We start from the raw sequence: 20,230 nt of genomic DNA on the forward strand, positions 1-20,230 counted from the left end.
GAGCACGTCGGCGGTCACGGGGTGACCTTGCGGTGCACCGTGGCCTTGCGGCCCGTGCTCCCCCGGTTCACCCCGACGAGGCCGACCGAGCGGGGATCGGTCCCGAGGATGCTGCCCAGTCGGGGTCCGGCCGCTTCCACGCCGCCGTCGACCGCGAGGTACTGACCGGTGATGAACGTGGAGTCGGGACCGGCCAGGAAGGCGATGGCACCGGCGAGGTGTTCGGGGCGCCCGACGTACGGGAGCGGCTGGATCGCGGCGAGCGGGGAGCCTTCGAATTCCTCCGATGCCGCGGGGTTCAGCGGCGTCGCGATGACCCCTGGGCAGACGCAGTTGACGCGGATCCGGTCGGGACCCAGCTCGGTGGCGAAGACCCGGCTCATGTGCAGCACGCTGGCCTTGGCCGCCGAGTAGCTCTGCGGGCCGGCGTCACCGGCGAGCGCGGCGATGGAGGCGACGTTGACGATCGAGCCGCCATCCGGCTGCCCGCGCATCACCCGCGCAGCGTGCTTGATGCCCAGGAACACCGCCCGGGACAAGACCGCGAACGTGTAGTCCCAGTCCTCCACGGAGATCTCGGTGACCGGCCCGAAGGCGCCTCCGACGCCGGCGTTGTTCACCAGGCAGTCGAGGTGTCCGCCGGCTCCAACGGCCGCGTCGATCGCCGCTTGGATGTCCTCCTCCTCGGCCACGTCGCACCGCGCGAACAGCAGCCGCCCGTCCTTCGCGGCCCCGTCGTGCTCCGCCAGCAGGCGTTCCCCGGACGCGTCGTTGAGATCTGCCGCGACGACGGTCCACCCGTCGTCCAGGAACCGGGCGACGGTCGCGGCGCCGATCCCGCTGGCGCCACCCGTCACGACGGCGGTTCGCGCGTTCACCGGCTCCTCCGGAAGAACCCGCGGACGCGGTCCTGGATCGCTGGGTCGGTGTAGAGCCCTCGCATGGTGTCCTCGTAGTCGATGGGGAGGTCGTAACCGCGGAAGGTGCGCTTGTACGCGGCGATGATCGCCGGACCGTTGGCCGCGAATCGGGCGAGCAGCGCGTGGGCGCGTTCGGTGAGCTCCTCGGCGGGCCGCACCTCGAACACCAGGCCGGCAGACTGCGCGGCGGCGGCGTCGATCAGCTCACCCGAGAAGAGCAGGTATTTCAGCAGGGGCAGCGGGATCTGACCGAACAGGACCGGGGGCACCAGTCCGTCCATGAGCCCGACCTTCGTCTCCGGCGTCCCGAACCGCGAATCCGGGGACGCGAGCACGAAGTCGCACGAGATCGCGGTCGCGAACCCGCCACCGCAGCAGATGCCGTCGACGACCGCGATAACCGGCTTCCGACAGGCCCGGATCGCGTCGAACGGCAGGCTGTCGCGGAACCCCCAGACGTCCCAGTCCACCGGCCCGCGCTCGTCCGGTCCGAGGTACTCGAGCATCTCGGCGAGATCACCTCCCACCGCGAAGTCGCGGGTCGCGGAGTCGATGATCACGCCCGTGACGTCCGGATCGACGTCCGCCGCACGGATCGCCGATCTCAGCTCGGCATAGAACCTCGTGCTGAACGCGTTGCGGCCGTCCGGCCTCGCGAGCGTGATCGTCGCGACGCCCCCGTTCACCGCGAAGCGCAGATTCTCGTAACTCAGGTCGCCCATGACCGCCGTTCTGCTCGCCGCTGTCGCCGCCACGGGGTCCCGCACGGTGTTCGTCTCGTCCGACACTTCCAGGTCGGAACAGTGGAGTCAACATTGCAGCCAATCTTGCATCCGGGTTAGGGTGCGGGCAGTGAAGCGCCGACCAGTGCGCCCGCGCCCTCTGGACGTGCCCCCAACGAAGTCGGAGATTCCTTGATGTCCCAGCCTGCGCTCGACTCCTTGAGCGACAAGTTCCCACACCTCGAGGAGCGGCTCGAGGTGCGACAGGCCGTCCGCAAGATGTGCGCGAAGTTCGACGCGGCGTACTGGGACCGCAGCGATCTCGACCACATTTTCCCGGAGGAGTTCTTCCAGGCGTTCGCTGCGGCCGAGTTCCTGGGCTCGCTGATCCCGGAGGAGTACGGCGGCGGCGGCGGCACGACAGCGGACATGGTGGCGATCCTGGAGGAGGTCGCCGCAAGCGGCGGTGGTCTCAACGCCTGCAGCTCGGTGCACACCACGTTGCTCTGCGTCCCGTCGATCCTCGCGTTCGGCACCGAGGAGCAGCGGCGCGACATCCTGCCTCGGATCGCGGCAGGCGAGCTGTACGTCACCTTCGGCGTGACCGAGCCGGACGCCGGCACCGACACCACGAAGATCACCACAAGGGCCGAGCTGCAGGGCGACACGTACATCGTCAACGGGGCGAAGGTCTGGAACACCGGCGCACAGCGCGGCGACCAGGTCCTCCTATTGGTCCGCATGTCCACTCCGGCTGCCGACGAGCGCCGCGGGCTCGGACTGACGCTGATGCTCGTCGATCTCGACGCCGCGGGCGTCGACATCCGCCCGATCCCCAAGATCGGGCGCAACTCGGTCGCGTCCTGCGAGGTCTTCTTCCACGACGTCGAGGTCGAACCGTCCCGCGTCGTCGGCGAGGTCGGGCAAGGCTTCTACCACCTGCTGCACAGCCTCAACAGCGAGCGCCTGTTCGTCGCCGCCGAGACGATCGGCCTCGGCCGTGCAGCACTGGCCGCCGCCGCCCGCTATGGCATCGAGCGCGTGGTCTTCGGCCGGGCCATCGGCACCAACCAGGCCGTGCAGCATCCGCTCGCCCGCACCTACCTCGACCTGCTGGCCGCCGCCGAGGTGCTCGGCCGCGCCGTAGCGCAGTACGAGGCGCGCGGCCCGCGGGCCGCGGGCACGCTCGCCAACGCCGCGAAGTACCTGTGCAGCGAGGCCGCGTGCGCGGCGACGGACGCGGCGATGCAGGTATTCGGCGGCTACTCCTTCGCGCGCGAGTACCCCGTCGGACGGCTCTGGATCGAGTCGCGCCTTCCCCGGGTCGCTCCGGTCAACAACCAGATGATCCTCAACCACATCGCCGAACAGACCCTCGGCCTCCCCCGGAGCTACTGAGATGACGAACGAGACCCGCACGCTTCGGATCGGACAGTTCACGGGGTGGAACGGCGATCGCGCCGACGGGATCGCCGAACTGCTGCCCGCCGACGTCGACGTGCTGACCGGCGACTACCTCGCCGAGCTCACCATGCTCGTGCTGCAGAAGAACCGCTCGCGGGGCGGGGTGGGCTACGTCCGCGCCTTCCTCGACGTTCTGGACCCGCACCTGGAGGAGATCGCCCGGCGCGGGATCAAGGTCGTCACGAACGCGGGCGGCCTCGACGCCCCCGGCCTGGCCACGGCGATCCGGGCACTGTGCGCCGAGCGGGGTGTCACGCTCCGCGTCGCGGCCGTCGACGGGGACGACCTCACCGCGCTGCTCACTTCGGCGACGGACCTCCCGCTGGTCAACATCGACACGGGCACCGCGCTGCCGGACTCGGCGCGCGAGCGCGTCCTCACCGCGAACGCCTATCTGGGCGCCTGGCCGATCACCCAGGCGCTGGCCTCGGGCGCTGACATCGTCGTGTGCCAGCGGGTCACGGACGCCTCGCTCGTCGTCGGCCCGGCCGCGTGGCACCACGGCTGGAAGCCCAACGACCTCGACGCGCTGGCGGGGGCCGTCGCCGCGGGGCACATCATCGAATGCGGGGCGCAGGCGACCGGCGGCAACTTCTCCGCCTTCGCCGAACACGGCCCGCTCGGACTGCCGGGAATGCCGCTGGCCGACATCGCGGCCGACGGCTCGGCGGTCATCGGCAAGAGCCCCGACAGCGGCGGGCTGGTCATCCGCGACACCGTGCTCGCCCAGCTCTTCTACGAGATCGGCGGCACCCAGTACGCCAACCCCGACGTCGTCGTCGACCTCACCAGCGTCACGGTCGAGGACCTCGGCGGCGACCGGGTGCGGGTGAGCGGGGCCCGCGGCGGCCCGCCGACCGGGATGCTCAAGTGCGCCCTGACCTACGAGGGCGGCTATCGCAACACGATGACGATCGGGCTCACCGGCAGGAACCTCGACGCGAAGCGCCGGTGGGTCGAGGAGCAGGTGCACGCAGCGATCGGTCCGCCCGAGTCGTTCGACGAGTGCCGGTGGTCGATGGTCGGCCCCGCGGACCCGCACGGCGACTTCGAGGCCTCCACCGCATGGCTGATCGTCACGGTCCGCGACACCCGGCGCGAGACGGTCGACCGGGCGCACTTCTCCGCCCCGATCACGGCGATCGCGACCTCGAACATCCCCGGCCTCTATCTGACGACTCCGCCGCAGCGGGCCCGATCGTTCGGCGTGCAGTGGCCGACGCTGGTCGGAAAGGACCTCGCGGTCGCCCGCGTGCTGCTCCCGGATGCCGAACCGGTCGAGGTCCCGTGGCCGCCCGCTCCCGTGGCCGCGCCCGCGACACCGGTCGAACGAGACGACGAGGTGGTGGTGTCGCCGCAGGCCCCGGCCGGGCCCACCACACGCGTGCAGCTCGGGACGGTGCTCGGCACCCGGTCCGGGGACAAGGCTGGCACAGCGAACATCGGAGCCTGGGTGCGCGATCCCCGGGGCCTCGACTGGCTGATTGCGACCCTGACTTCGGCCCGGCTCACGCAGCTGATGCCCGAGCTCGCCGGGCTCAATGTCACGCGGTTCGTGTTCCCGAACCTGGGCGGTGTCAACTTCGTCGTCGCCGGTTACCTGGGCGACGGGGTAGCCGCGTGCACCCGTGTGGATCCTCAGGGCAAGGGACTCGGCGAGTATCTGGCCAGCCGCCTGGTCGACGTCCCGAGTGGCCTCGTCGACCCGGCGCCTGCCAGCTGACTCGCAGTTCCGGGGCTGGCATCCGGCCGAGGGCGGATGCCAGCCCACCGACGCCAGCCCACCGGATGTCAGCCCAGCAGCGGGCCGAGCCGTTCGAGCGAGCGGTTGCGGTGCTCGCGTGCGGCGGCGCACAGCGCGTCGTTGTCGCCTGCCTCGAGGGCTGCGATGAGCTGGTCGTGATCTGAGGCCAGCAGTTTCCAGTCCGTGAACGCGTTGATCGACAGGGCCTGGTACGCGGTCGTCATGCGGGAGATGTGGTGCAGCTGCTCGTGCAGGATCCGCATCCCGGACTGCTGCAGCATCAAGTCGTGGAACCGCGAGTTCAGCTCGATCACGGTAGCCAGGTCGTCGCCGCCCGTGCGGATCTGCTCGTTGATCTCGCGCAACTCCGCCAGCACGGACTCCGCCGGGATCGGGAGTCGCTCGAGCATCGCGGATTCGAGCAGGTCACGGATCGTGTAGAGCTGCTGCATCTCGTCGGTGGTGAACCGGGCGATGAAGTAGCCCCGGTTTCGCTCGTACCGCACGACACCCTCGACCGCGAGCACCTGCAGCGCCTCCCGGATCGGGCCGCGGCTGATGCCGATGCGCTGCGCGAGGTCCTCCTGCCGCAGCTGCTCGCCCGGCAGGAGCTCCCGGCGGAGCACGAGGCCACGGATCTCGAATGCGGCGTGGGCAACCGACCCTCCGCGCGCGGCGCCGACGGGATCGGCTCCAACTTTGGTGACAGTTGCCGTCATGGCGCCGAGAGTATCAGTCATCGGGCGGTGACCCGCTGCCGATCGCGGATCGTCGTCAGCTCAGAAGATGGCCGCCAACGCGCGGCGCCGTTCGGCCGGTCTCAGGCCGGTCAGTCGAACCGCACCGTGCTCGGTCGCCACTGCGCCCACCCAGGCGCCGTCGAGCGTGGGGTCCTCGACCACGTCAACCAGGCGGCTCTTACCGTGCGCGTCGCTGCTGCGCACCGCCACGATGCACAGGCCGTTCGCGCTCGCCGCTGCCCCTCTCGCGAAGTCGGGTGCGCCACCGAGGCCGGAGACGGTCCGGCTCCCGATCCGCTCGGAGTTGACGTTCCCCGCGCCGTCGACGCTCAGAGCACCCAGCACGGCGACGAACCTGTCCTGCCCTCCGAGCCAGGACGGGCTCTGGATGGTGGTCGACGACGACAGCACCACGTCCGCACCCGCCGCCCACAGGAGCAACGACGGAGGCCCGACGACCGACATCGACCGGATCGTGGCGTCGGCCAGCGCCCCGTCGGCAGCCATCCCGGCCACCGCTTCGGTGACCACCCCGGTCAGGACCTCGACGTCCCCGCGGCCGGCGAGCGACAGGGCCAGTGCATCCGGGATCCGCCCGATTCCGAGCGCGAGCCGCGGCCGGTCGGGCAGGAGATCCGCGATGTGCGCCGCGACCCGGGCGTCGATCTCGTCGTGATCGGCCGAGAAGCCGACGGTGGGCCCGGTCGGCGCGGGACGGACGGCGAGCACCTCGCAGTCATCGGGCACTGGAGCCGAACCCGCGATGTACGGGAGCCACGCCACCTCCTCCACCACGACCCGCCCGGCCCGGGCCATCGCGAGGTCGAGGTAGCTCACGATCCCCCCGAGCGTGCGGCGCCCCTGCTCATCGGGCGGGGTAGCGCAGGTGATCACGACGTCCGGGCGGAACTCTCCGGAGACCAGTGCTGCACAGATGCCCTCATAGCTCTTGCGGTGATAGCTGATCGGCGCGATCCCCCGCAGCCCTCGGCCGGGGACGAAGGTGCCGATCGTGAAGTGCCCGGACGGCGCGAACGGCAGCTCCGGAGGTGTGCGGCGCATCCCGAAAACGAGGTGCACGGGATCGTCCGGCGTCGGCGGGCACTGTTCGAGATAAGCCACCAACGCCGCACCGGGCTCGCACGAACCCTCGGCACAAAGGACGGTACGCACAGGTCAGCCGTCCCTTCCACGATTCCGGGTGCAGTGGGTCTCGGCGTCGAAGAACGCGATCAGGTCTGCCGCGGCGTCGCGGCGAAGAGCATCCTTGCGGATCTTCGATGTCGGAGTCCTCGGCAGGTCCTCGACGATGCGGACGTACCGCGGGACCATGTACCGGGGCAGGTTCCCCACAGCGAGCTCGTCCAGGTCGCGCTCGGACAGCTGTGCACCGCTGCGGAGGGTGTAGAAGACGGCGATGTCGTCCTCGGACATCTCCCCCAGGTCCGAGGGCACCGCGACCACGGCCGCCTCCAGTACGCCGTCGAACGCGTGCAGCACGTCCTCGAGCTCCTGGATCGACACGTTCTCACCCCGTCGGCGCAGGGAATCGGACTTGCGGCCCGCGAAGTAGAGGTAGTCGTCCTCGTCGAGGTAGTCCAAGTCGCCGGTGTGGAACCACAGGTTCCGGAAGTCGTCCCAGGTCTCGCGCTCACGACCGTAGCAGCGCTGGACGGTGACGAACGGGTCGTGCCTGCGTACGAGGATCTCTCCGACCGCGCCGCGGGGCACCTCGATGTCATCGTCATCGACGATGATCACGTCGTTGTCGTCCTGCGACGCCGGTGGGCCGGTCGTACCCCTCTCCCGGCCGGGTGATCGAGACCGGTGCGCACTCGGTGAGGCCGTACGGCGTCGCGAAACGGGCGTCGTAGCGCTCGTCGAGCTCCGCGACGTTCCCCGGGAAGGGAACCACCAACACGGTGGAGACCAGGTTGTCGCGCTCCTCGTCTGTGGGCTCCTTCTTCGCGAGCAACTGCAGCATGCTGCCGAGCAGACTGATCGCGGTGCAGTCGCGGCGGCCAACGTCGGACCAGTAGCGGCTCACGGAGAAGCGCCGCCCGAGCACCAGGGGTGGCGCCCAGGCCGATCGCCGGCAGCAGGCTGTGACACCGGGCGTTCGCGTGGGAGAGCGGGAGACAGGTGTAGAACCGGGCCTGTGACGCAGACCCCGTGGTGGTGCCGTAGGGCAGCTCGACGTAGGGGCGCCGGTCGGCGGCGAGCGCAGGCCCCGGATCTCCGTCGCCGACGATCCACACCGTCCCGGTGAGCGGTGCGTCGAGCACAGCCGCGACGCCAGGGGCGTAGGCGGCGCCGACCACCGCGTGGGTGCAGTCCGTCGACCCGAAGAAGTGCCGCGTCAGCGCACCGCGGGCCTGGGCGTGCACCGGCACACCGACGGCGCCGATCCGGGCGATCGCGAGCAGCAGCCAGACGTACTCTGCGCCGTTGTCGAGCAGCACCGCGACGTGAACGCCCTGCGCGACGCCGCCGTCGCGCAGCATGCGGGTCACGCCTGCGACGTGGGTCTCGGCCTCGGCATAGGTGAACTCGCCCTCGTCGGTGACGAGGAAGGCGTGCTGAGGCACGGCGCGAAGGGCGCGGCGCCACAGGCCGTCCACCGTGCGCTCCCGCAGCGGAGGCAGCAGGCCGACCGGCGCGACGTCAATGGCGTTCACCTGGACCTTCAACTGACCGTGATCGGCAGCTCGAGCAGGGAACGGAGGATGGCGTTGTCGGCGTAGCGGGGTACGAAGTCCCGGTCGGCCAGTGCGATGGACCCGAACCGGTCGAGCAGTGCGTTCACGCCGATCTCGGCCTCGAGCCGCGACAGGGCGGCACCCACACAGAAGTGAATCCCCTTACCGAAGGCGATGTGGCCACGCGACTGGCCGGCCTCGAGCCGCACCTCGTCGGGGTCCTCGAAGTAGGCGGGGTCCCGGTTGGCCGCTGCGACCATCACCATCACCTGCGAGCCCTTGAGGACCTTCACATCCGCGATCGTCGTGTCGGAGAGCACCCGCCGTGGGAAGCCCTGCACGGGCGACTGCAGCCTGAGCGCCTCCTCGACCACGGTCGGGACGAGCGAGCGGTCCGCACGGACCCGTTCCATGAGCGTGTCGTCCTGCAGCAGGATCAGCATCACCGAGGACAGGAGGTTCACGGTGGTTTCGTTGCCGGCCACCAGTACCACGTAGGCGATGGCGATGATCTCCTCGACCGACAGCTCGCCGTTCTCGGCGGCGATCAGGGTGCTGAGGAAGTCAGTGGACGGCGCTGCTCGCCGCTCGGCCGACTGGTCGGCGAAGAACTGCAGCAGCTCGATGAGTGACCGGTTCACCCGGATCTGCTCCTGCTCGGTCAGCGTCCCGCCCAACACCGAGGCGGCATCGTCTGACCAGCGCTTGAACGTGTCGAGGTCCTCGCGGGACACCCCGAGGAAGTCGGCGATGACGATGAGCGGGAGTGGCTGCGCGAAGGTCGAGATGAAGTCCACCGTCGGCTCGGCCACGAGACGCTCCGCGAGCTCGTCCACGGTCGACTTCACACCTGGCCCCAACGCGGCGATGCGGCGGGCGGTGAAGGCCTTGCTCACCACCTTGCGGTAGTAGCTGTGCGACGGGGGGTCGTTGGTCAACAACGTCCGAACGATCTGGTGCCCCTCGTCGAGGACCTTCTTGGCCGACTCGTACTGCTTCTGACGCAACCCGGGGCCCGCCTTCGACGAGAAGGTCTCCGGATCGCCGAGCACGCTCACGCATTCGTCGTAGGTCATCACGAGGTAGAGGTCCTCATCCGGGACCTTGTGCACCGGACCGCTGTCCTGGAGCTCCCGATACCGCGCGAACGGGCACTGGACGACGTCGGGCTCGAACAGTCGATCAAGCAAGGCAGGCTCCCCAGACGGCGACTGATTCCTAAACTAATTTAGGTTAGAGTAGCTGCACCGTGGATGGCCTGTCCACCAGGTGAGCGACCTCACGACCGCGGTCCGGGGGCTTGTGCGCGACCTCCGAACCTACAGGGCTTGATTGGAGCCAATTTTGCAGATAGTTTCGGTCCGCCCCAACGAAGAGAGCGTGAGACGGCCTGTGGATGATCGAACGATTCTGGGAAGCCTCGCGTGTGCAGCGGCGCTGTCCTCGGACAAAGACGTTGTACGTTTCGTCGGCGGCGAGAGCCGCACGGCTGCCGCCCTGCTCCAGGACGCGGCGGTGTTCGCGGGCCTGCTCGGTGAGGCCGGCGTGAGCTCTGGCGACCGAGTCGCGATCATGACCTCGAACCGGATCGAGTTCCTGTGGGCGTTCTTCGGAGCGGCTCATGCCGGCGCCATCTCGGTGCCGCTGAACACCAGCCTCCGTGGCCCCATCCTCGAACACATGTTGCGCGACTCCGCACCGGCGGTGGTCGTCGTGGAGACGACGTTCTTCGACGCGGTCCTTCCGGCGCTACGCGCGGTCGGATCCAAAGCCCGGATCCTCGCGGTCCACGACGGCGAGCCCGATCCCACATGGGAGCAGCACGATGTGCGCTACCTCCCACCAGCGATGGAAGGTGCGGGAGTCCCGCCCGTCCCGACCGACCGCTACGCCGACGCCAGCATCCTCTACACCTCCGGAACCACCGGGCCGTCGAAGGGCGTGCTGCACAGCAACAACTCGATCGTCGCCTTCGGCGAGAACGCGGACTGGATGTTCGAGTACCAGCGCGACGACGTGCTGCACAACTGCCTTCCGCTCTTCCACGCCAACGCGCTCTGCGTGACCCTCCTCCCTGCACTGCGGGCCGGGGCAGCGGCCGTGTTCGGCCGGCGGTTCTCGGCGTCCGGCTTCTGGGCCGAGGTGCGGAACGAGGGTGCGACGACGACGTCCATCCTCGGTGCGATGGTGCCGATCCTCTGGGGGGCGCCCGAGCGTCCCGACGACGCCGACAACAAGGTCCGCACAGCACTGTGCGTGCCGACACCGACCGCCGACCTCTACGAGTCCTTCGAACGCCGCTTCGGGATCAGGCTGGTGTCGCAGTACGGCATGACCGATACGTCCAGCATCATCGGCACGCCCCCCAACGTGACCGGGCGCCCCGGATACGCCGGCGTTCTCCACCCTGACTTCGAGTGCATCGTCGTGGACGACCACGACCACCCCGTTCCCGACGGCGTCGCCGGCGAAGGACTGGTGCGGCCTCGGAAGCCGGACGTGATGATGCGCGGCTACTGGAACAACCCGACGGCGACGCTGGACGCCTTCCGCAACCTGTGGTTCCACACCGGAGATGTCCTGATCCGCGATCCCGACGGCTGGTTCCGCTTCGTCGACCGCTCCAAGGATGCGATGCGGCGATTCGGCGAGAACATCTCGTCGTTCGAGGTCGAGTCCGTCATCTCCCTGCACCCCTCGGTCGAGGAGGTGGCCGTGTACGCCGTGCCCTCGGCGCTCTCCGAGGACGAGGTGATGGCGACGATCGTGTTCCGCGCAGGCGTCGCCGGCGACCTTGCGGAGATCGGCCTGCACTGTGACGACAAACTTCCCTACTTCGCGTCGCCGCGCTTCCTCGTCAGTGCTGACGCGCTGCCGAAGACCGCGAACCAGAAGGTGCGCAAGGACGTCCTGCGAAAGGCCGGCGTCACCACCGATGCGCTCGATCGCGGCCAGCGCGGCCGCAGCCGCACCGCGAAAACGGGGTCCTGAAGCGCGGCCGGCCGATCCACCCCGGAAGATCTCGAGTCTATGTTAGATTAGAACTCTGATGCGGACCACCACGGTGTCTCGCACGACGACCGAGGAGGCGCTGTGTCGACAGCATCCAAGTGGGAGTACAAGACCGCAGCAGTCGAACAGTCGGACGACGGTGTCCTGACGGTGCGCCTGCACTCCCGAGGCGGGGCGCTGCGGTGGACCGGCCTCCCCCACCGCGAACTTCCTGCACTGTTCCAGCAGATCGCGAGCGATCGCACCGTGCGCGCGGTCGTGCTGACCGGTAGCGGGGACGAGTTCATCGAACTCGAGCCGGCCTTCGAGGAGGCCGTAGCGCGAGGCGAGGCCACCGCCGTGCAGATGGACACCGGGTCCTTCGAGGGCACGTTGATGTTGAACGCACTGCTGTCCATCGACGTCCCCGTCATCGCCGCGGTCAATGGTCCCGTATCGGTGCACGCCGAGCTCGCGCTGCTCAGCGACATCGTCCTCTGCACGCCTGACACCTATTTCCAGGATGCCGCCCACGTCCCGCTCGGGCTCGTGCCCGGCGACGGCGTCCAGGTGGTGTGGCCACTGCTGCTCGGCCCCAATCGCGCACGGTACTTCCTGCTGACCGGCGAGAAGATCTACGCCCCCGAGGCGCGCGCCCTCGGCCTCGTCGGCGAGATCGTCAGCCCAGACCGCCTCCTCGGGCGGGCCACAGACCATGCGGCCCGCCTTGCGGCGTGCAATCCGGTGTTCGTGCGCAACACCCGGATCGTGCTGGTCACGCAACTGCGACGCGCTATCGCCCTCGATGTGCCCTCAGGTCTGGCACTGGAGGCTGTGGCGTCGTGGTCCGGTGCCGCCTGGAGCGGACCGCATGCTCCAGCAGCTATTCCCCTTGACCTAGTCTAACTTAGATTAGCGAAACGTCAGGTTCACGGTTAGCATCAGCGCATGAAGCAAGACGCGCCCACGGAGGCGGCACCACCTCCGCTGACCAGCCGCGGCGAGTCGACGCGAGAACGAATTCTGCAGAGCGCCGCTGGAGTGCTTGCCGAGCACGGCTACGCCGGATCGACGCTGAACGACATCGCTGAACGAGCAGGCACCAAGGCAGGCAGTCTGTACTACTACTTCGCCAGCCGCGAGGACCTCATCCGCGAGATCATGACGCGCGGAATCACTGAGACGTTGGCACACGTGATCGCAGCGGTCGACGCGCTCGAACCATCGGCCTCGTCGCAGGATCGCCTCGCTGCAGCGGTCACGGCCCACGTGCGGTACCTCCTGACCGAGAACGACATCGCCCGCGCCGCCATCCGCACGCTGGGTCAGGCTCCTGCCGACGTCGAAGGACCGGCGATCGAGCTCCACCGCGACTATGGCCGATACCTCTCCACCCTGATCGATGACGCGACGGCCGATGGGTTCCTCGATCCGGCCATCGACGGGCGGGTGCTCCGGCTGCTCATCGCGGGCGCCCTCAACTGGTCCACGGCGTGGTTTCGGCCGGAGGGCCCGGCGTCCGTGGCCGAGATCGCCGATCTCGCGGCGCGGCTGGCCACGGGGCGCATCGCTCCCGCTCCATCGTGACGCGGCCACCCTGGGCCATGCCGATGCGATGATGTCGGCGACAGATGGAGAAGGACCTGGACCCGATCGGGCCCGCCCTCTCGCCGCGCCGGAGGTCAAGTCCGGTTGCGGCCACCCACTGGTGCATCGGCGTCGCGCCTACCGCTCTCGGCCGGGGCGGATCTCAGGCTCGAGCGGTGGACAGCCCTGCCCTCGGGGCGATCCAGAGACCCTCACCTTGGGCGAGCACGGTCCCGCGGTGGGAAAGCTCGATACCCATCTGGAGCTTCCGGCCGGTGAAGCTGACGACGGTTCCGTGAAAGTCGAGGTCCTCACCCACCGGGGTCAGGTTCCGGAAGTCGACCCGCAGGTAGGCCGTCCGTGCCTCGACGGCCCGGGAATCCACGAGCCTCCCGAGCACGTCGTCGAACAACAGAGCGATGGCGCCGCCGTGCACGGCGCCTCGCCCCGTGAAGGCCTGGGTGAACCGCACGGTGCCGCGCACCGCATCAGGCGACGACTCGACCACCCAGAAGTGCGGGACCAGCACCTGGTCCAACCCGATCGTCGAGCCGCTGAGGTCGCGGCTCCGGGCGCCAGGGCTCGATGGGGGCGGACCGTGACGCTCGAGGACCTTGCCCAACGCCTGCGCCGTCCACCGGTCCAGGTCCGGTGATCCCGACGCATCCGCCAGCCGGTCCTGGAGCCGGCGCAACGTCGCGATGAGCTCGGAGCGGTCGGCCTCGCCCTCGACCGGACGCGGAGCGACGTGCGGAGAGTCCGCTGCCGTCATGCGTCGCCATAGGCGGCGCTGAGAATCCGCTCCTCGGTAGCGTCGGCAGCTCCGAGGACGGCCGACACCCGCCCGGCGGCCATGACCACCACGCGGTCGCACATCTGCGACAGCTGCTCGATGTCGGCCGAGAAGATCGCCACCGCGCTCCCCGCGTCCGCGGCGCTCGCGACGATGTCCAGGATGTCTCGCCGAGCCCCGGCATCCACACCCTGTGTGGGCTCATCCAGCAACATCACATCGGGGTTCGTGGACAGCCACTTGGCCATCACGATCTTCTGCTGGTTCCCTCCGCTGAAGGCGTCCAGACGCAGCCCGGGATCCAGGGGGCGCACCCCGAACCTCTCCATCAGTTCGTGTGCCTCCGCCGCTTCCTCTCGCACCCGGAGTCGGGGCCATCGGAAGAACCGCGTGAGCCGCAGCAGGCTGATGTTCTCCTGGGCGGTGCCCTTCAGCCAGACTCCATCGCGTTGGCGATTTCCTGGCACGACCGCGATGCCTCGCGCGAGGAGCTTCTTCGGGTTCATTCCCAACACGTCGGTGCCCCGATGGACGACCGAACCCGCCGTGCGCGAGGCCAGGCCGGCCAGGAGATAGGGGATCTCCTGGAAGCCGGAGCCCACCAGCCCGGTGACCCCCACGACCTCGCCTGCATGCAGGTCGAGGTCGAATTGCCGGGTCGCTCCCCCAGCCACCCCCCGAAAACTGACAAGCTGCTCCCGCCGGTTGTTGCGGGGCTCCGGGTAGAAGCGGTCGAGCGGACGCCCGAGCATCGCGGCGATGACGTCCCCGCGATTGACGTGGGTGGTCTCGAAGCTGTCGACGAGGTGCCCATCCCGGAGCACGACGAGCCGGTCGCACGATTCCACCACTTCATCGAGGTGGTGGGAGATGAAGATGACGCCGGCACCGTCGTCTGCCGCGCGGCGCATCAGCCGGCGCACCCGCAACGAGTCGTCGTGGCCGAGGTAGGCGGTCGGCTCGTCCAGGATGAGCAGCTGATTCTCGGCGTTGCCTCGAAGCACCCGTATGGATCGCGCTATCGCGACCGCGGACCGGACGGAGGGGGCCAGGTTGCCGAGCGGTTCCTGGAGGTCGACGTCGACGTGGAAGCTCGCGAGCAGAGACCGGCAGAGATCGGCCTCCTTCTTCGTCTTCACCGGGGCCAGCACGCGGGTGCCGTAGGACGAGGAGATGCCGAGGTTCTCGGCCACCGTCATCGACTCGATGAGGCCCAGGTCCTGGTGAATGACGGAGATCCCGCGCTCAGCGGAATGGGCCACCGGGAACGCCAGCTCCGTCGAACCCATGTGCACGGTGCCGCTGTCGGGCGCGTGGTAACCCGTCAAGATCTTGACCAGTGTGGACTTGCCGGACCCGTTCTCGCCCACGAGGCCGACGATCTCGCCGCGTCGCACGTCCAGGTCGACATCCTGCAGGACCCAAGGTCCCCCGAAGTGCTTGCCGAGTCCCCGGACGGTCAACAGATCATCCACCATCGCGGTCATGATCTGCCTCGGCGGTTGCTCGCCAGCTTCGCAAACGTGATGGCGGCGATCAGCGCCCCGCCGTTGAACACGTTCGTCGCCCACTCCGTTGCACCGAACAGCTGCAGACCTGCGATGCCGATGACCAGCAGATAGAGGCCGACGAGTGTGCCCAAGGCGTTGAAGCGGCCGACCGCGATGGTCGTCGCCCCGAGGAACGCAGCGGCGTAGGGCTGGAGCAGGTACTGCCCCGCGATGGAGGTGTCGACCGCGCCGAAGCTGCCGGCCAGCATGAACCCGGCGAAGCCGGCCAGTACTCCAGCGCTCATGAGGGCCACGGTCCGAATGCGGGTGACCGAGAGGCCCGCCAGCTTCGACGCGTCCGGGCTGCCGCCGACGAAGAGGAGGTAGCGCCCAGCGGGGGTGCAGTTGTACACGTAGAACATCACGCCGACGAGGATCCACGCGTACCAGGTCATGGCTTGGACGCCGAGGAACTTCGCGGTCACGATGCTGACGACCGAGCTCGAGACACCCGTCAGGATCTCGCCGCCGGATATCGCCAGAGCAATCCCCTCGAGGGCCGTCAGCGTTCCCAGCGTCACCACGAACCCGTCGAGGCCCAAGCCCACTATCAGAGCCGAGTTCGCGGCGCCCACGACGGCACCCATCACGAGAACGGCCACCAGCACAACCGGCCAGGGAACCCCCTTTGCCGTCATCACCGCCACCAGGCCGGCACTGACGACCATCGTTCCGGCGATGGAGAGGTCGAACCCGCCGGCCCGCAGCGGGAGCGTGGCGGCGAGCGCCAGCACCAGCACGATGGCCGAAGAGTTCACGATCGTCCGCGCGTTCCCCAGGGTGGCGAACGTGCTCGGCAGCAGGAGTGAGAACACCAGTATGAGAAGCAGGGCCGCGATGACGACGCCGTACTTCGCGATGATCGAGGTGATCGTCGAGCCGGCCCCGCCCCTGGGAACCGACAGCGCTGCGGAACCCGAGCTCTCGGGTTCAGGGTTGCTGTCTGACGGGACGACAGCTTCCGGTGTGGCGGTGGAGCTGGGAAGGCGGTCCATCAGCTGACGCCCCAGAGCGCGGCGAACGACGCCTCGACGCCGGAGAATCGGGGAAAGATGTCGGCGTCGGACTTACCGACGTTCGAGGAGTCGACGAACCGGATCGGAAGCGTCCAGTCGACGGCTGCCGCGCCAGTCATACCCCGCATGATCTGGTCCATGAACGCGTAGCCCTGGTACACCTGTGGGGCGATGGCGACGACTGACTTCTGGACGCTGTTGCCACTCCTGATCCGTTCGAGCGACGCGGTGTCACCGCCCATCGACGCCACCTTGACGTCGGCGTTGCCCGCCTGCTGGATCGCCGGCGCGATGAAGGTGACGGCGCCGTCAAGGTTGGAGTACACGTACTTCATGTCCGGGTTCCGCCTCAGGACCTGCTGAACCTGGGGCCCCGAACTCGTGGCCAGCTTGGGGAGATCCAGAGTCTCGAAATCGCTCTTGCACGCGCCGCCGCACACCGTCTGGAACTCCGTCTGAGCTGCGTCGCTCTGCGCCTTGTGCGGGGCCAGGGCGGCATTGCCGAGAATTGCGGCGTTGAGGTTGCACTTCGAGTCGGCCATCATCCAGGCCGCGATCATCTTCCCGCCTGCCGCGTAGTCGGCCGACACGTGCCCGAAGAAGCCACCCGCGGACATGTCCGTGCCGACGTTGCTGTTGTAGGTGTCGACGACCGGAATGCCCGCAGCCTTGGCCTCGGCGACCTGAGCAGCCACGCCCGTCGGCGCGATGGCCAGCAGGACGATTCCGTCAGCCTTCTGGGCCACGGCTTGGGACACGGCGCTGACGATCGTCGGGATGCTCCCCTCGCCGGACACCGCCTTGACAGTGACGCCGACCCGCTCACCAGCGGCTGTCATCCCCTTCGTGACGGCCGTCACCAGCGGCGTCACCGAGTTCTGGATGAGCCAGACGGTCTTGCCCTTGACCTTGGATGCGTCGACCGGGGCGCTGGGCAGGAAGGGTGCGACGTCGGCACGGCCCGCACCGACCACCGAGTTCGCGGCCGCAGTGCAGTCGGCCGAGCCACCCGTCGCTCCGCTCGGCGCATCGGTCGAGCTCCCGCACGCGGTGACGACCATGGCGAACAGAAGCGCCGACGCCGTCACGGACAGTAATGTCTTCACAGGTTCTCTCCAAGTTGAACCGACTGAGCTGCCGTCGAGCACTCATCCCGGCGCTGGGTCGATGGCTAGCCAGGGAACCGGTCGATTCCCTCACGCTCAATACGGACGACTGCCCGTCCACGTCGCTGTCCTGCTCGGAGCGGCCGATGGCATGCGGGGCGGAGGACATCCGGGTCCTGACAGGAGGAATCGTGACACGTGGCTCGGCGACTTACAAGAGGTTCTGGAACCTAACTTAGAATCAAGTTGCTGAGACCAGCAGGACAAATTCGATTACCATGAGTAACCGAGATCGGCATCGCCGCCAGCGCGGACCCCGGGCATCGACGGAGCCCACGCGTACAACAAACACTTGTTTGCTATCCTGTGCCAAGCCGAAGTCGTCGAACAGCTCACCACCGCAGCGCTCGCGGGAGGCAGCCATGCGATCCGAGGAATGTTCCGGTCGCCGTCGGCCGGCTCCGTGCCTCCGCGAACGGGGTCGATCGTGGTAGCCGCGTCCACCCCCGCTGTGGCACGTGTCGGTGAGGTCGAACTGGCCTACGAGACGATCGGCGACCCCGAACGCCCGACGGTGTTGCTCATCATGGGTCTCGGCGGGTACCGCCACTACTGGCCTGATGGCTTCTGCCGCATGCTCGCCGACAGCGGGCACCACGTCGTTCGGTTCGACAACCGCGACGTCGGCGATTCCACGCACCTGGCCGACCACGGTCCCGTCGACATCGCGGCGGTGCTCGCCGGCCGGGCGGCACCTCCGTACTCCCTGGAGGACCTCGCCGACGATACGGTCGGGCTGATCGAGGCATTGGGACTGCGTTCGGCACACCTCGTCGGCATGTCGTTGGGAGGGATGATCGCCCAGTCGGTCGCGATCGGCCACCCCGACCGGATCGGCTCTCTCACGTCGTTCGCGTCGACCACGAACGATCCCACCGTGGGTGGCGCACAACCCGAGGCGATGCGGGCACTCACGGCCGCGCCGCCGACCACCCGAGAAGGCATGGCCGAGCATGCAGTCGCGACGGCGCGGGTGATCGGTTCCACCGGATTCGACCTCGACGAGGGGTGGCTGCGGGACCGGGGCAGGCGAGCCTTCGACATCGGCGTCGATCCTGCCGGCCTCAGCCGCCAGACCGCCGCGGCACTGACGGCACGGGACCGCACGCCGGCTCTGCGGAGTCTGCGGGTCCCGACGCTGGTCGTGCACGGCGCGGTCGATCCGCTCTGCGATGTGAGCGGCGGCCGGGCGACCGCTGCCGCTGTCCCGGATGCCGATCTCATGGTCGTCGACGGGTTGGGCCACGACCTTCCGCCCGGGTTCTGGCCGAGCCTCGTCGATGTCGTGATGTCGATAGTGCAACGGGGAGAGCGGCGCGCGGCCGGCAGATGACGAGCAGGCACGGCGGGGATACCTGCTTCACGCATCTGCAGCGGTGCTGGGGCTGGCCTCGATCGCACCCTCGCTCTGGCTGCTCCTCGTCGCGATGGTGGTCATCCGGCTGACTGCCGCCGCGGCGCAGGTCGCGATCCCCTACGCCGCGTCACGTGCCGCCCCGCAGCGGCGCGGCCAGGTCATTGGCACAGTGATGGGCCGGGTGATCCTGGGCATCCTGGTGTCCATGACCGCCAGCGGCGCGCTGGCTGGGCTACGGGCTGGCGGTGGGTGTTTGTCAACGGCCAAGTAGTGGGGGCTCTGGCGCAAAGTCCGTGAATCCGTGGTGGCCGGCTCAGGTGGGGAGTAGGACGCGGCGGCGGAGGAGATCGAAGTTCGCTCGGCCATACATCGCTCGTTTGACCGCCTTGAGCTTCCCGACGGCACCTTCGACGGCGCCGCTACTCCAGGGCAGGGTCAACCCATTGCGCACGGCGTCGTAATCCTTGAGCAGGCCGGTGGCGAACCCGTGCAGCTGCGGGATCTCGCTGGCCTGGGCTTGCGCGATCCAGGTGTCGAGGTGCTGGCCGTGGAGGTGGCGCAGCATTCCGCCGAAGTCGCCGACCAGCTGATCGACTGCGCGTAGGACCGGGCAGCGATCCACGATCCGCGCGAGAGCGGCATGGCGTGCTTGGTGCGGTCGCACGCGGGGCGGATGATCCACCCGGTGACCTGACGCGGTGTCGGCGGGCCGGTGGGCGTGGCGACGGGGCCGGCGCTGGCACGCCACGTTTGCAGCAGGCGGCGTACGGACCGTTCGCTGCCGCGGTAGCCGCGCTCGCGCACCTCGGCGGTGAGCCGGACAGCGTTGGTGCAGCCCTCTTGCCAGCGTGTGGCCAGGTAGGCGGCGTGGGCATCGAGTTCGTGGGCCCGGCGCGGCATCGTGGTGAGCAGCTCCTCTGCGGCTGCGCGGGCGTAGCGCCGCACCGTCTTGGTGTCCAGATTCAGCGCCCTGCTGATCGCAGTGGTCCCGATCCCCTTGTCCGACAAGGCGCGGACCTCAGCCCAACGCAGTCGGGTCAGCTCGGCTCGGTGCCCCACGACAACATCCTGCGGTTCGCCGTCCGGCGCGGCGGGCTGGGTTGGATCGGACTGGGTCGGATCGGGCTGGGCCACGGCGTCGGAAGCGGGCTGATCACGCAGGCACTTCTGACGCGCGCACGACGCGCTTGACCGCGTCGGTGAGGTTGTAGAGCAGGTGAAACCGGTCCGCGACCTGGATCGCGTCCGGGGCGCCGACGCGGGCGCCTTCGGCGTTTCCGCTGGCACGGTCACGACAGATCACCTCGGCGCCGGGGTGGGCGCGCAACCAGTCGGCGAAGGTGTCGCCGAGGCGGTCGGGCAGTACATCGACGGGCCGGTGGGTGTCCATGTCGACCAAGATCGTTCCGTAGGTGTGGCCTCGACGGAACGCGAAGTCATCAACGCCGTGCACGGTCACCGTGCCAGGTTCTGCCAGGGGC

Annotated in this window: 21 protein-coding genes and 1 pseudogene; 8 read left to right on the forward strand and 14 right to left on the reverse strand. The window is 68.8% G+C overall.

The features are described 5' to 3' along the window. Positions 1 to 14: 14 nt before the first annotated feature. A complete protein-coding gene (locus tag ACFPFQ_RS11985; protein ID WP_379617890.1) occupies positions 15 to 878 on the reverse strand; it encodes an SDR family NAD(P)-dependent oxidoreductase in 864 nt (287 codons plus the stop codon). Then, positions 875 to 1,642, reverse strand: a complete 768-nt coding sequence (locus tag ACFPFQ_RS11990) for an enoyl-CoA hydratase/isomerase family protein (RefSeq protein ID WP_379617892.1) — start codon at positions 1,640 to 1,642, stop codon at positions 875 to 877. Before ACFPFQ_RS11990 ends, ACFPFQ_RS11985 begins: the two co-directional genes overlap by 4 nt. 195 nt (positions 1,643 to 1,837) lie before the next feature. Here ACFPFQ_RS11990 and ACFPFQ_RS11995 point away from each other — a divergent pair, with 195 nt between their 5' ends. Continuing rightward, positions 1,838 to 3,040 carry an acyl-CoA dehydrogenase family protein gene (locus tag ACFPFQ_RS11995; RefSeq protein ID WP_379617894.1) on the forward strand — a complete coding sequence of 401 codons (1,203 nt, stop codon included), beginning with the start codon at positions 1,838 to 1,840 and terminating at the stop codon, positions 3,038 to 3,040. A gap of 1 nt (position 3,041) precedes the next feature. Then, positions 3,042 to 4,829 (forward strand): acyclic terpene utilization AtuA family protein, encoded by a 1,788-nt coding sequence (locus ACFPFQ_RS12000; RefSeq protein WP_379617896.1) that lies wholly within the window; start codon positions 3,042 to 3,044, stop codon positions 4,827 to 4,829. Positions 4,830 to 4,897: 68 nt separating this feature from the next. Here ACFPFQ_RS12000 and ACFPFQ_RS12005 read toward each other — a convergent pair whose 3' ends face one another. From ACFPFQ_RS12005 to ACFPFQ_RS12030, 6 genes and pseudogenes are all read right to left on the reverse strand, one after another. Next, positions 4,898 to 5,569: a GntR family transcriptional regulator gene (locus ACFPFQ_RS12005; RefSeq protein WP_379617898.1), complete on the reverse strand. Its 672-nt coding sequence runs from the start codon at positions 5,567 to 5,569 to the stop codon at positions 4,898 to 4,900. A 60-nt stretch (positions 5,570 to 5,629) separates the two neighbouring features. Further along, the gene (locus ACFPFQ_RS12010) at positions 5,630 to 6,670 is read right to left on the reverse strand and encodes an acetyl-CoA hydrolase/transferase C-terminal domain-containing protein (RefSeq protein WP_379617900.1); all 1,041 of its coding nucleotides are present in this window, start codon (positions 6,668 to 6,670) and stop codon (positions 5,630 to 5,632) included. A gap of 96 nt (positions 6,671 to 6,766) precedes the next feature. Continuing rightward, positions 6,767 to 7,351, reverse strand: coding sequence for an AMP-binding enzyme (locus ACFPFQ_RS12015; protein ID WP_379617902.1), 585 nt, complete (start codon positions 7,349 to 7,351; stop codon positions 6,767 to 6,769). After that, positions 7,335 to 7,574 (reverse strand): hypothetical protein, encoded by a 240-nt coding sequence (locus ACFPFQ_RS12020; RefSeq protein ID WP_379618168.1) that lies wholly within the window; start codon positions 7,572 to 7,574, stop codon positions 7,335 to 7,337. Before ACFPFQ_RS12020 ends, ACFPFQ_RS12015 begins: the two co-directional genes overlap by 17 nt. 331 nt (positions 7,575 to 7,905) lie before the next feature. Beyond that, positions 7,906 to 8,268: pseudogene (locus ACFPFQ_RS12025) on the reverse strand (AMP-binding protein); the annotation flags it as partial. Between the two features lie 8 nt (positions 8,269 to 8,276). Next, on the reverse strand, positions 8,277 to 9,479 hold the full coding sequence (locus ACFPFQ_RS12030; protein WP_379617904.1) for a cytochrome P450: 1,203 nt from the start codon (positions 9,477 to 9,479) through the stop codon (positions 8,277 to 8,279). A gap of 142 nt (positions 9,480 to 9,621) precedes the next feature. On the opposite strand from ACFPFQ_RS12030, the gene ACFPFQ_RS12035 reads away from it, so the two are divergent. The 3 genes from ACFPFQ_RS12035 (at position 9,622) to ACFPFQ_RS12045 (ending at position 12,867) form a co-directional block, all read left to right on the forward strand. Beyond that, the gene (locus ACFPFQ_RS12035) at positions 9,622 to 11,280 is read left to right on the forward strand and encodes an AMP-binding protein (RefSeq protein WP_379617906.1); all 1,659 of its coding nucleotides are present in this window, start codon (positions 9,622 to 9,624) and stop codon (positions 11,278 to 11,280) included. A 102-nt stretch (positions 11,281 to 11,382) separates the two neighbouring features. Then, positions 11,383 to 12,186, forward strand: a complete 804-nt coding sequence (locus ACFPFQ_RS12040) for an enoyl-CoA hydratase/isomerase family protein (protein WP_379617908.1) — start codon at positions 11,383 to 11,385, stop codon at positions 12,184 to 12,186. A 42-nt stretch (positions 12,187 to 12,228) separates the two neighbouring features. After that, a complete protein-coding gene (locus tag ACFPFQ_RS12045; RefSeq protein ID WP_379617910.1) occupies positions 12,229 to 12,867 on the forward strand; it encodes a TetR/AcrR family transcriptional regulator in 639 nt (212 codons plus the stop codon). 163 nt (positions 12,868 to 13,030) lie between these two features. Here the strand turns inward: ACFPFQ_RS12045 and ACFPFQ_RS12050 are convergent, their stop codons facing one another. From ACFPFQ_RS12050 to ACFPFQ_RS12060, 3 genes are read right to left on the reverse strand one after another with little or no spacing between them, the layout of a single operon-like run. Continuing rightward, on the reverse strand, positions 13,031 to 13,639 hold the full coding sequence (locus ACFPFQ_RS12050; RefSeq protein ID WP_379617912.1) for a PaaI family thioesterase: 609 nt from the start codon (positions 13,637 to 13,639) through the stop codon (positions 13,031 to 13,033). After that, positions 13,636 to 15,231 (reverse strand): sugar ABC transporter ATP-binding protein, encoded by a 1,596-nt coding sequence (locus ACFPFQ_RS12055; RefSeq protein WP_379617914.1) that lies wholly within the window; start codon positions 15,229 to 15,231, stop codon positions 13,636 to 13,638. Before ACFPFQ_RS12055 ends, ACFPFQ_RS12050 begins: the two co-directional genes overlap by 4 nt. Then, positions 15,144 to 15,950 carry an ABC transporter permease gene (locus ACFPFQ_RS12060; protein WP_379617916.1) on the reverse strand — a complete coding sequence of 269 codons (807 nt, stop codon included), beginning with the start codon at positions 15,948 to 15,950 and terminating at the stop codon, positions 15,144 to 15,146. Before ACFPFQ_RS12060 ends, ACFPFQ_RS12055 begins: the two co-directional genes overlap by 88 nt. A 1-nt stretch (position 15,951) precedes the next feature. Here ACFPFQ_RS12060 and ACFPFQ_RS12065 point away from each other — a divergent pair, with 1 nt between their 5' ends. After that, entirely contained in the window at positions 15,952 to 16,212 is a 261-nt protein-coding gene (locus ACFPFQ_RS12065) for a hypothetical protein (protein ID WP_379617918.1), read from the forward strand. Here the strand turns inward: ACFPFQ_RS12065 and ACFPFQ_RS12070 are convergent. Continuing rightward, complete coding sequence (locus tag ACFPFQ_RS12070) at positions 16,205 to 17,314, reverse strand: sugar ABC transporter substrate-binding protein (RefSeq protein ID WP_379617920.1); 1,110 nt, start codon at positions 17,312 to 17,314, stop codon at positions 16,205 to 16,207. The two genes, ACFPFQ_RS12065 and ACFPFQ_RS12070, sit on opposite strands and share 8 nt — an antisense overlap. A 505-nt stretch (positions 17,315 to 17,819) precedes the next feature. Here ACFPFQ_RS12070 and ACFPFQ_RS12075 point away from each other — a divergent pair. Together ACFPFQ_RS12075 and ACFPFQ_RS12080 are read left to right on the forward strand one after the other, a co-directional pair. Then, positions 17,820 to 18,725: an alpha/beta fold hydrolase gene (locus tag ACFPFQ_RS12075; protein WP_379617922.1), complete on the forward strand. Its 906-nt coding sequence runs from the start codon at positions 17,820 to 17,822 to the stop codon at positions 18,723 to 18,725. 43 nt (positions 18,726 to 18,768) lie between these two features. Continuing rightward, positions 18,769 to 19,020: a hypothetical protein gene (locus ACFPFQ_RS12080; RefSeq protein WP_379617924.1), complete on the forward strand. Its 252-nt coding sequence runs from the start codon at positions 18,769 to 18,771 to the stop codon at positions 19,018 to 19,020. Between the two features lie 42 nt (positions 19,021 to 19,062). Here ACFPFQ_RS12080 and ACFPFQ_RS12085 read toward each other — a convergent pair whose 3' ends face one another. Both ACFPFQ_RS12085 and ACFPFQ_RS12090 read right to left on the reverse strand, forming a co-directional pair. Beyond that, on the reverse strand, positions 19,063 to 19,371 hold the full coding sequence (locus tag ACFPFQ_RS12085; protein WP_379617926.1) for a transposase: 309 nt from the start codon (positions 19,369 to 19,371) through the stop codon (positions 19,063 to 19,065). Positions 19,372 to 19,902: 531 nt separating this feature from the next. Next, positions 19,903 to 20,208, reverse strand: a complete 306-nt coding sequence (locus ACFPFQ_RS12090; protein WP_379617928.1) for a transposase — start codon at positions 20,206 to 20,208, stop codon at positions 19,903 to 19,905. Positions 20,209 to 20,230 lie beyond the last annotated feature (22 nt).

Source organism: Pseudonocardia sp. GCM10023141, assembly GCF_042653605.1.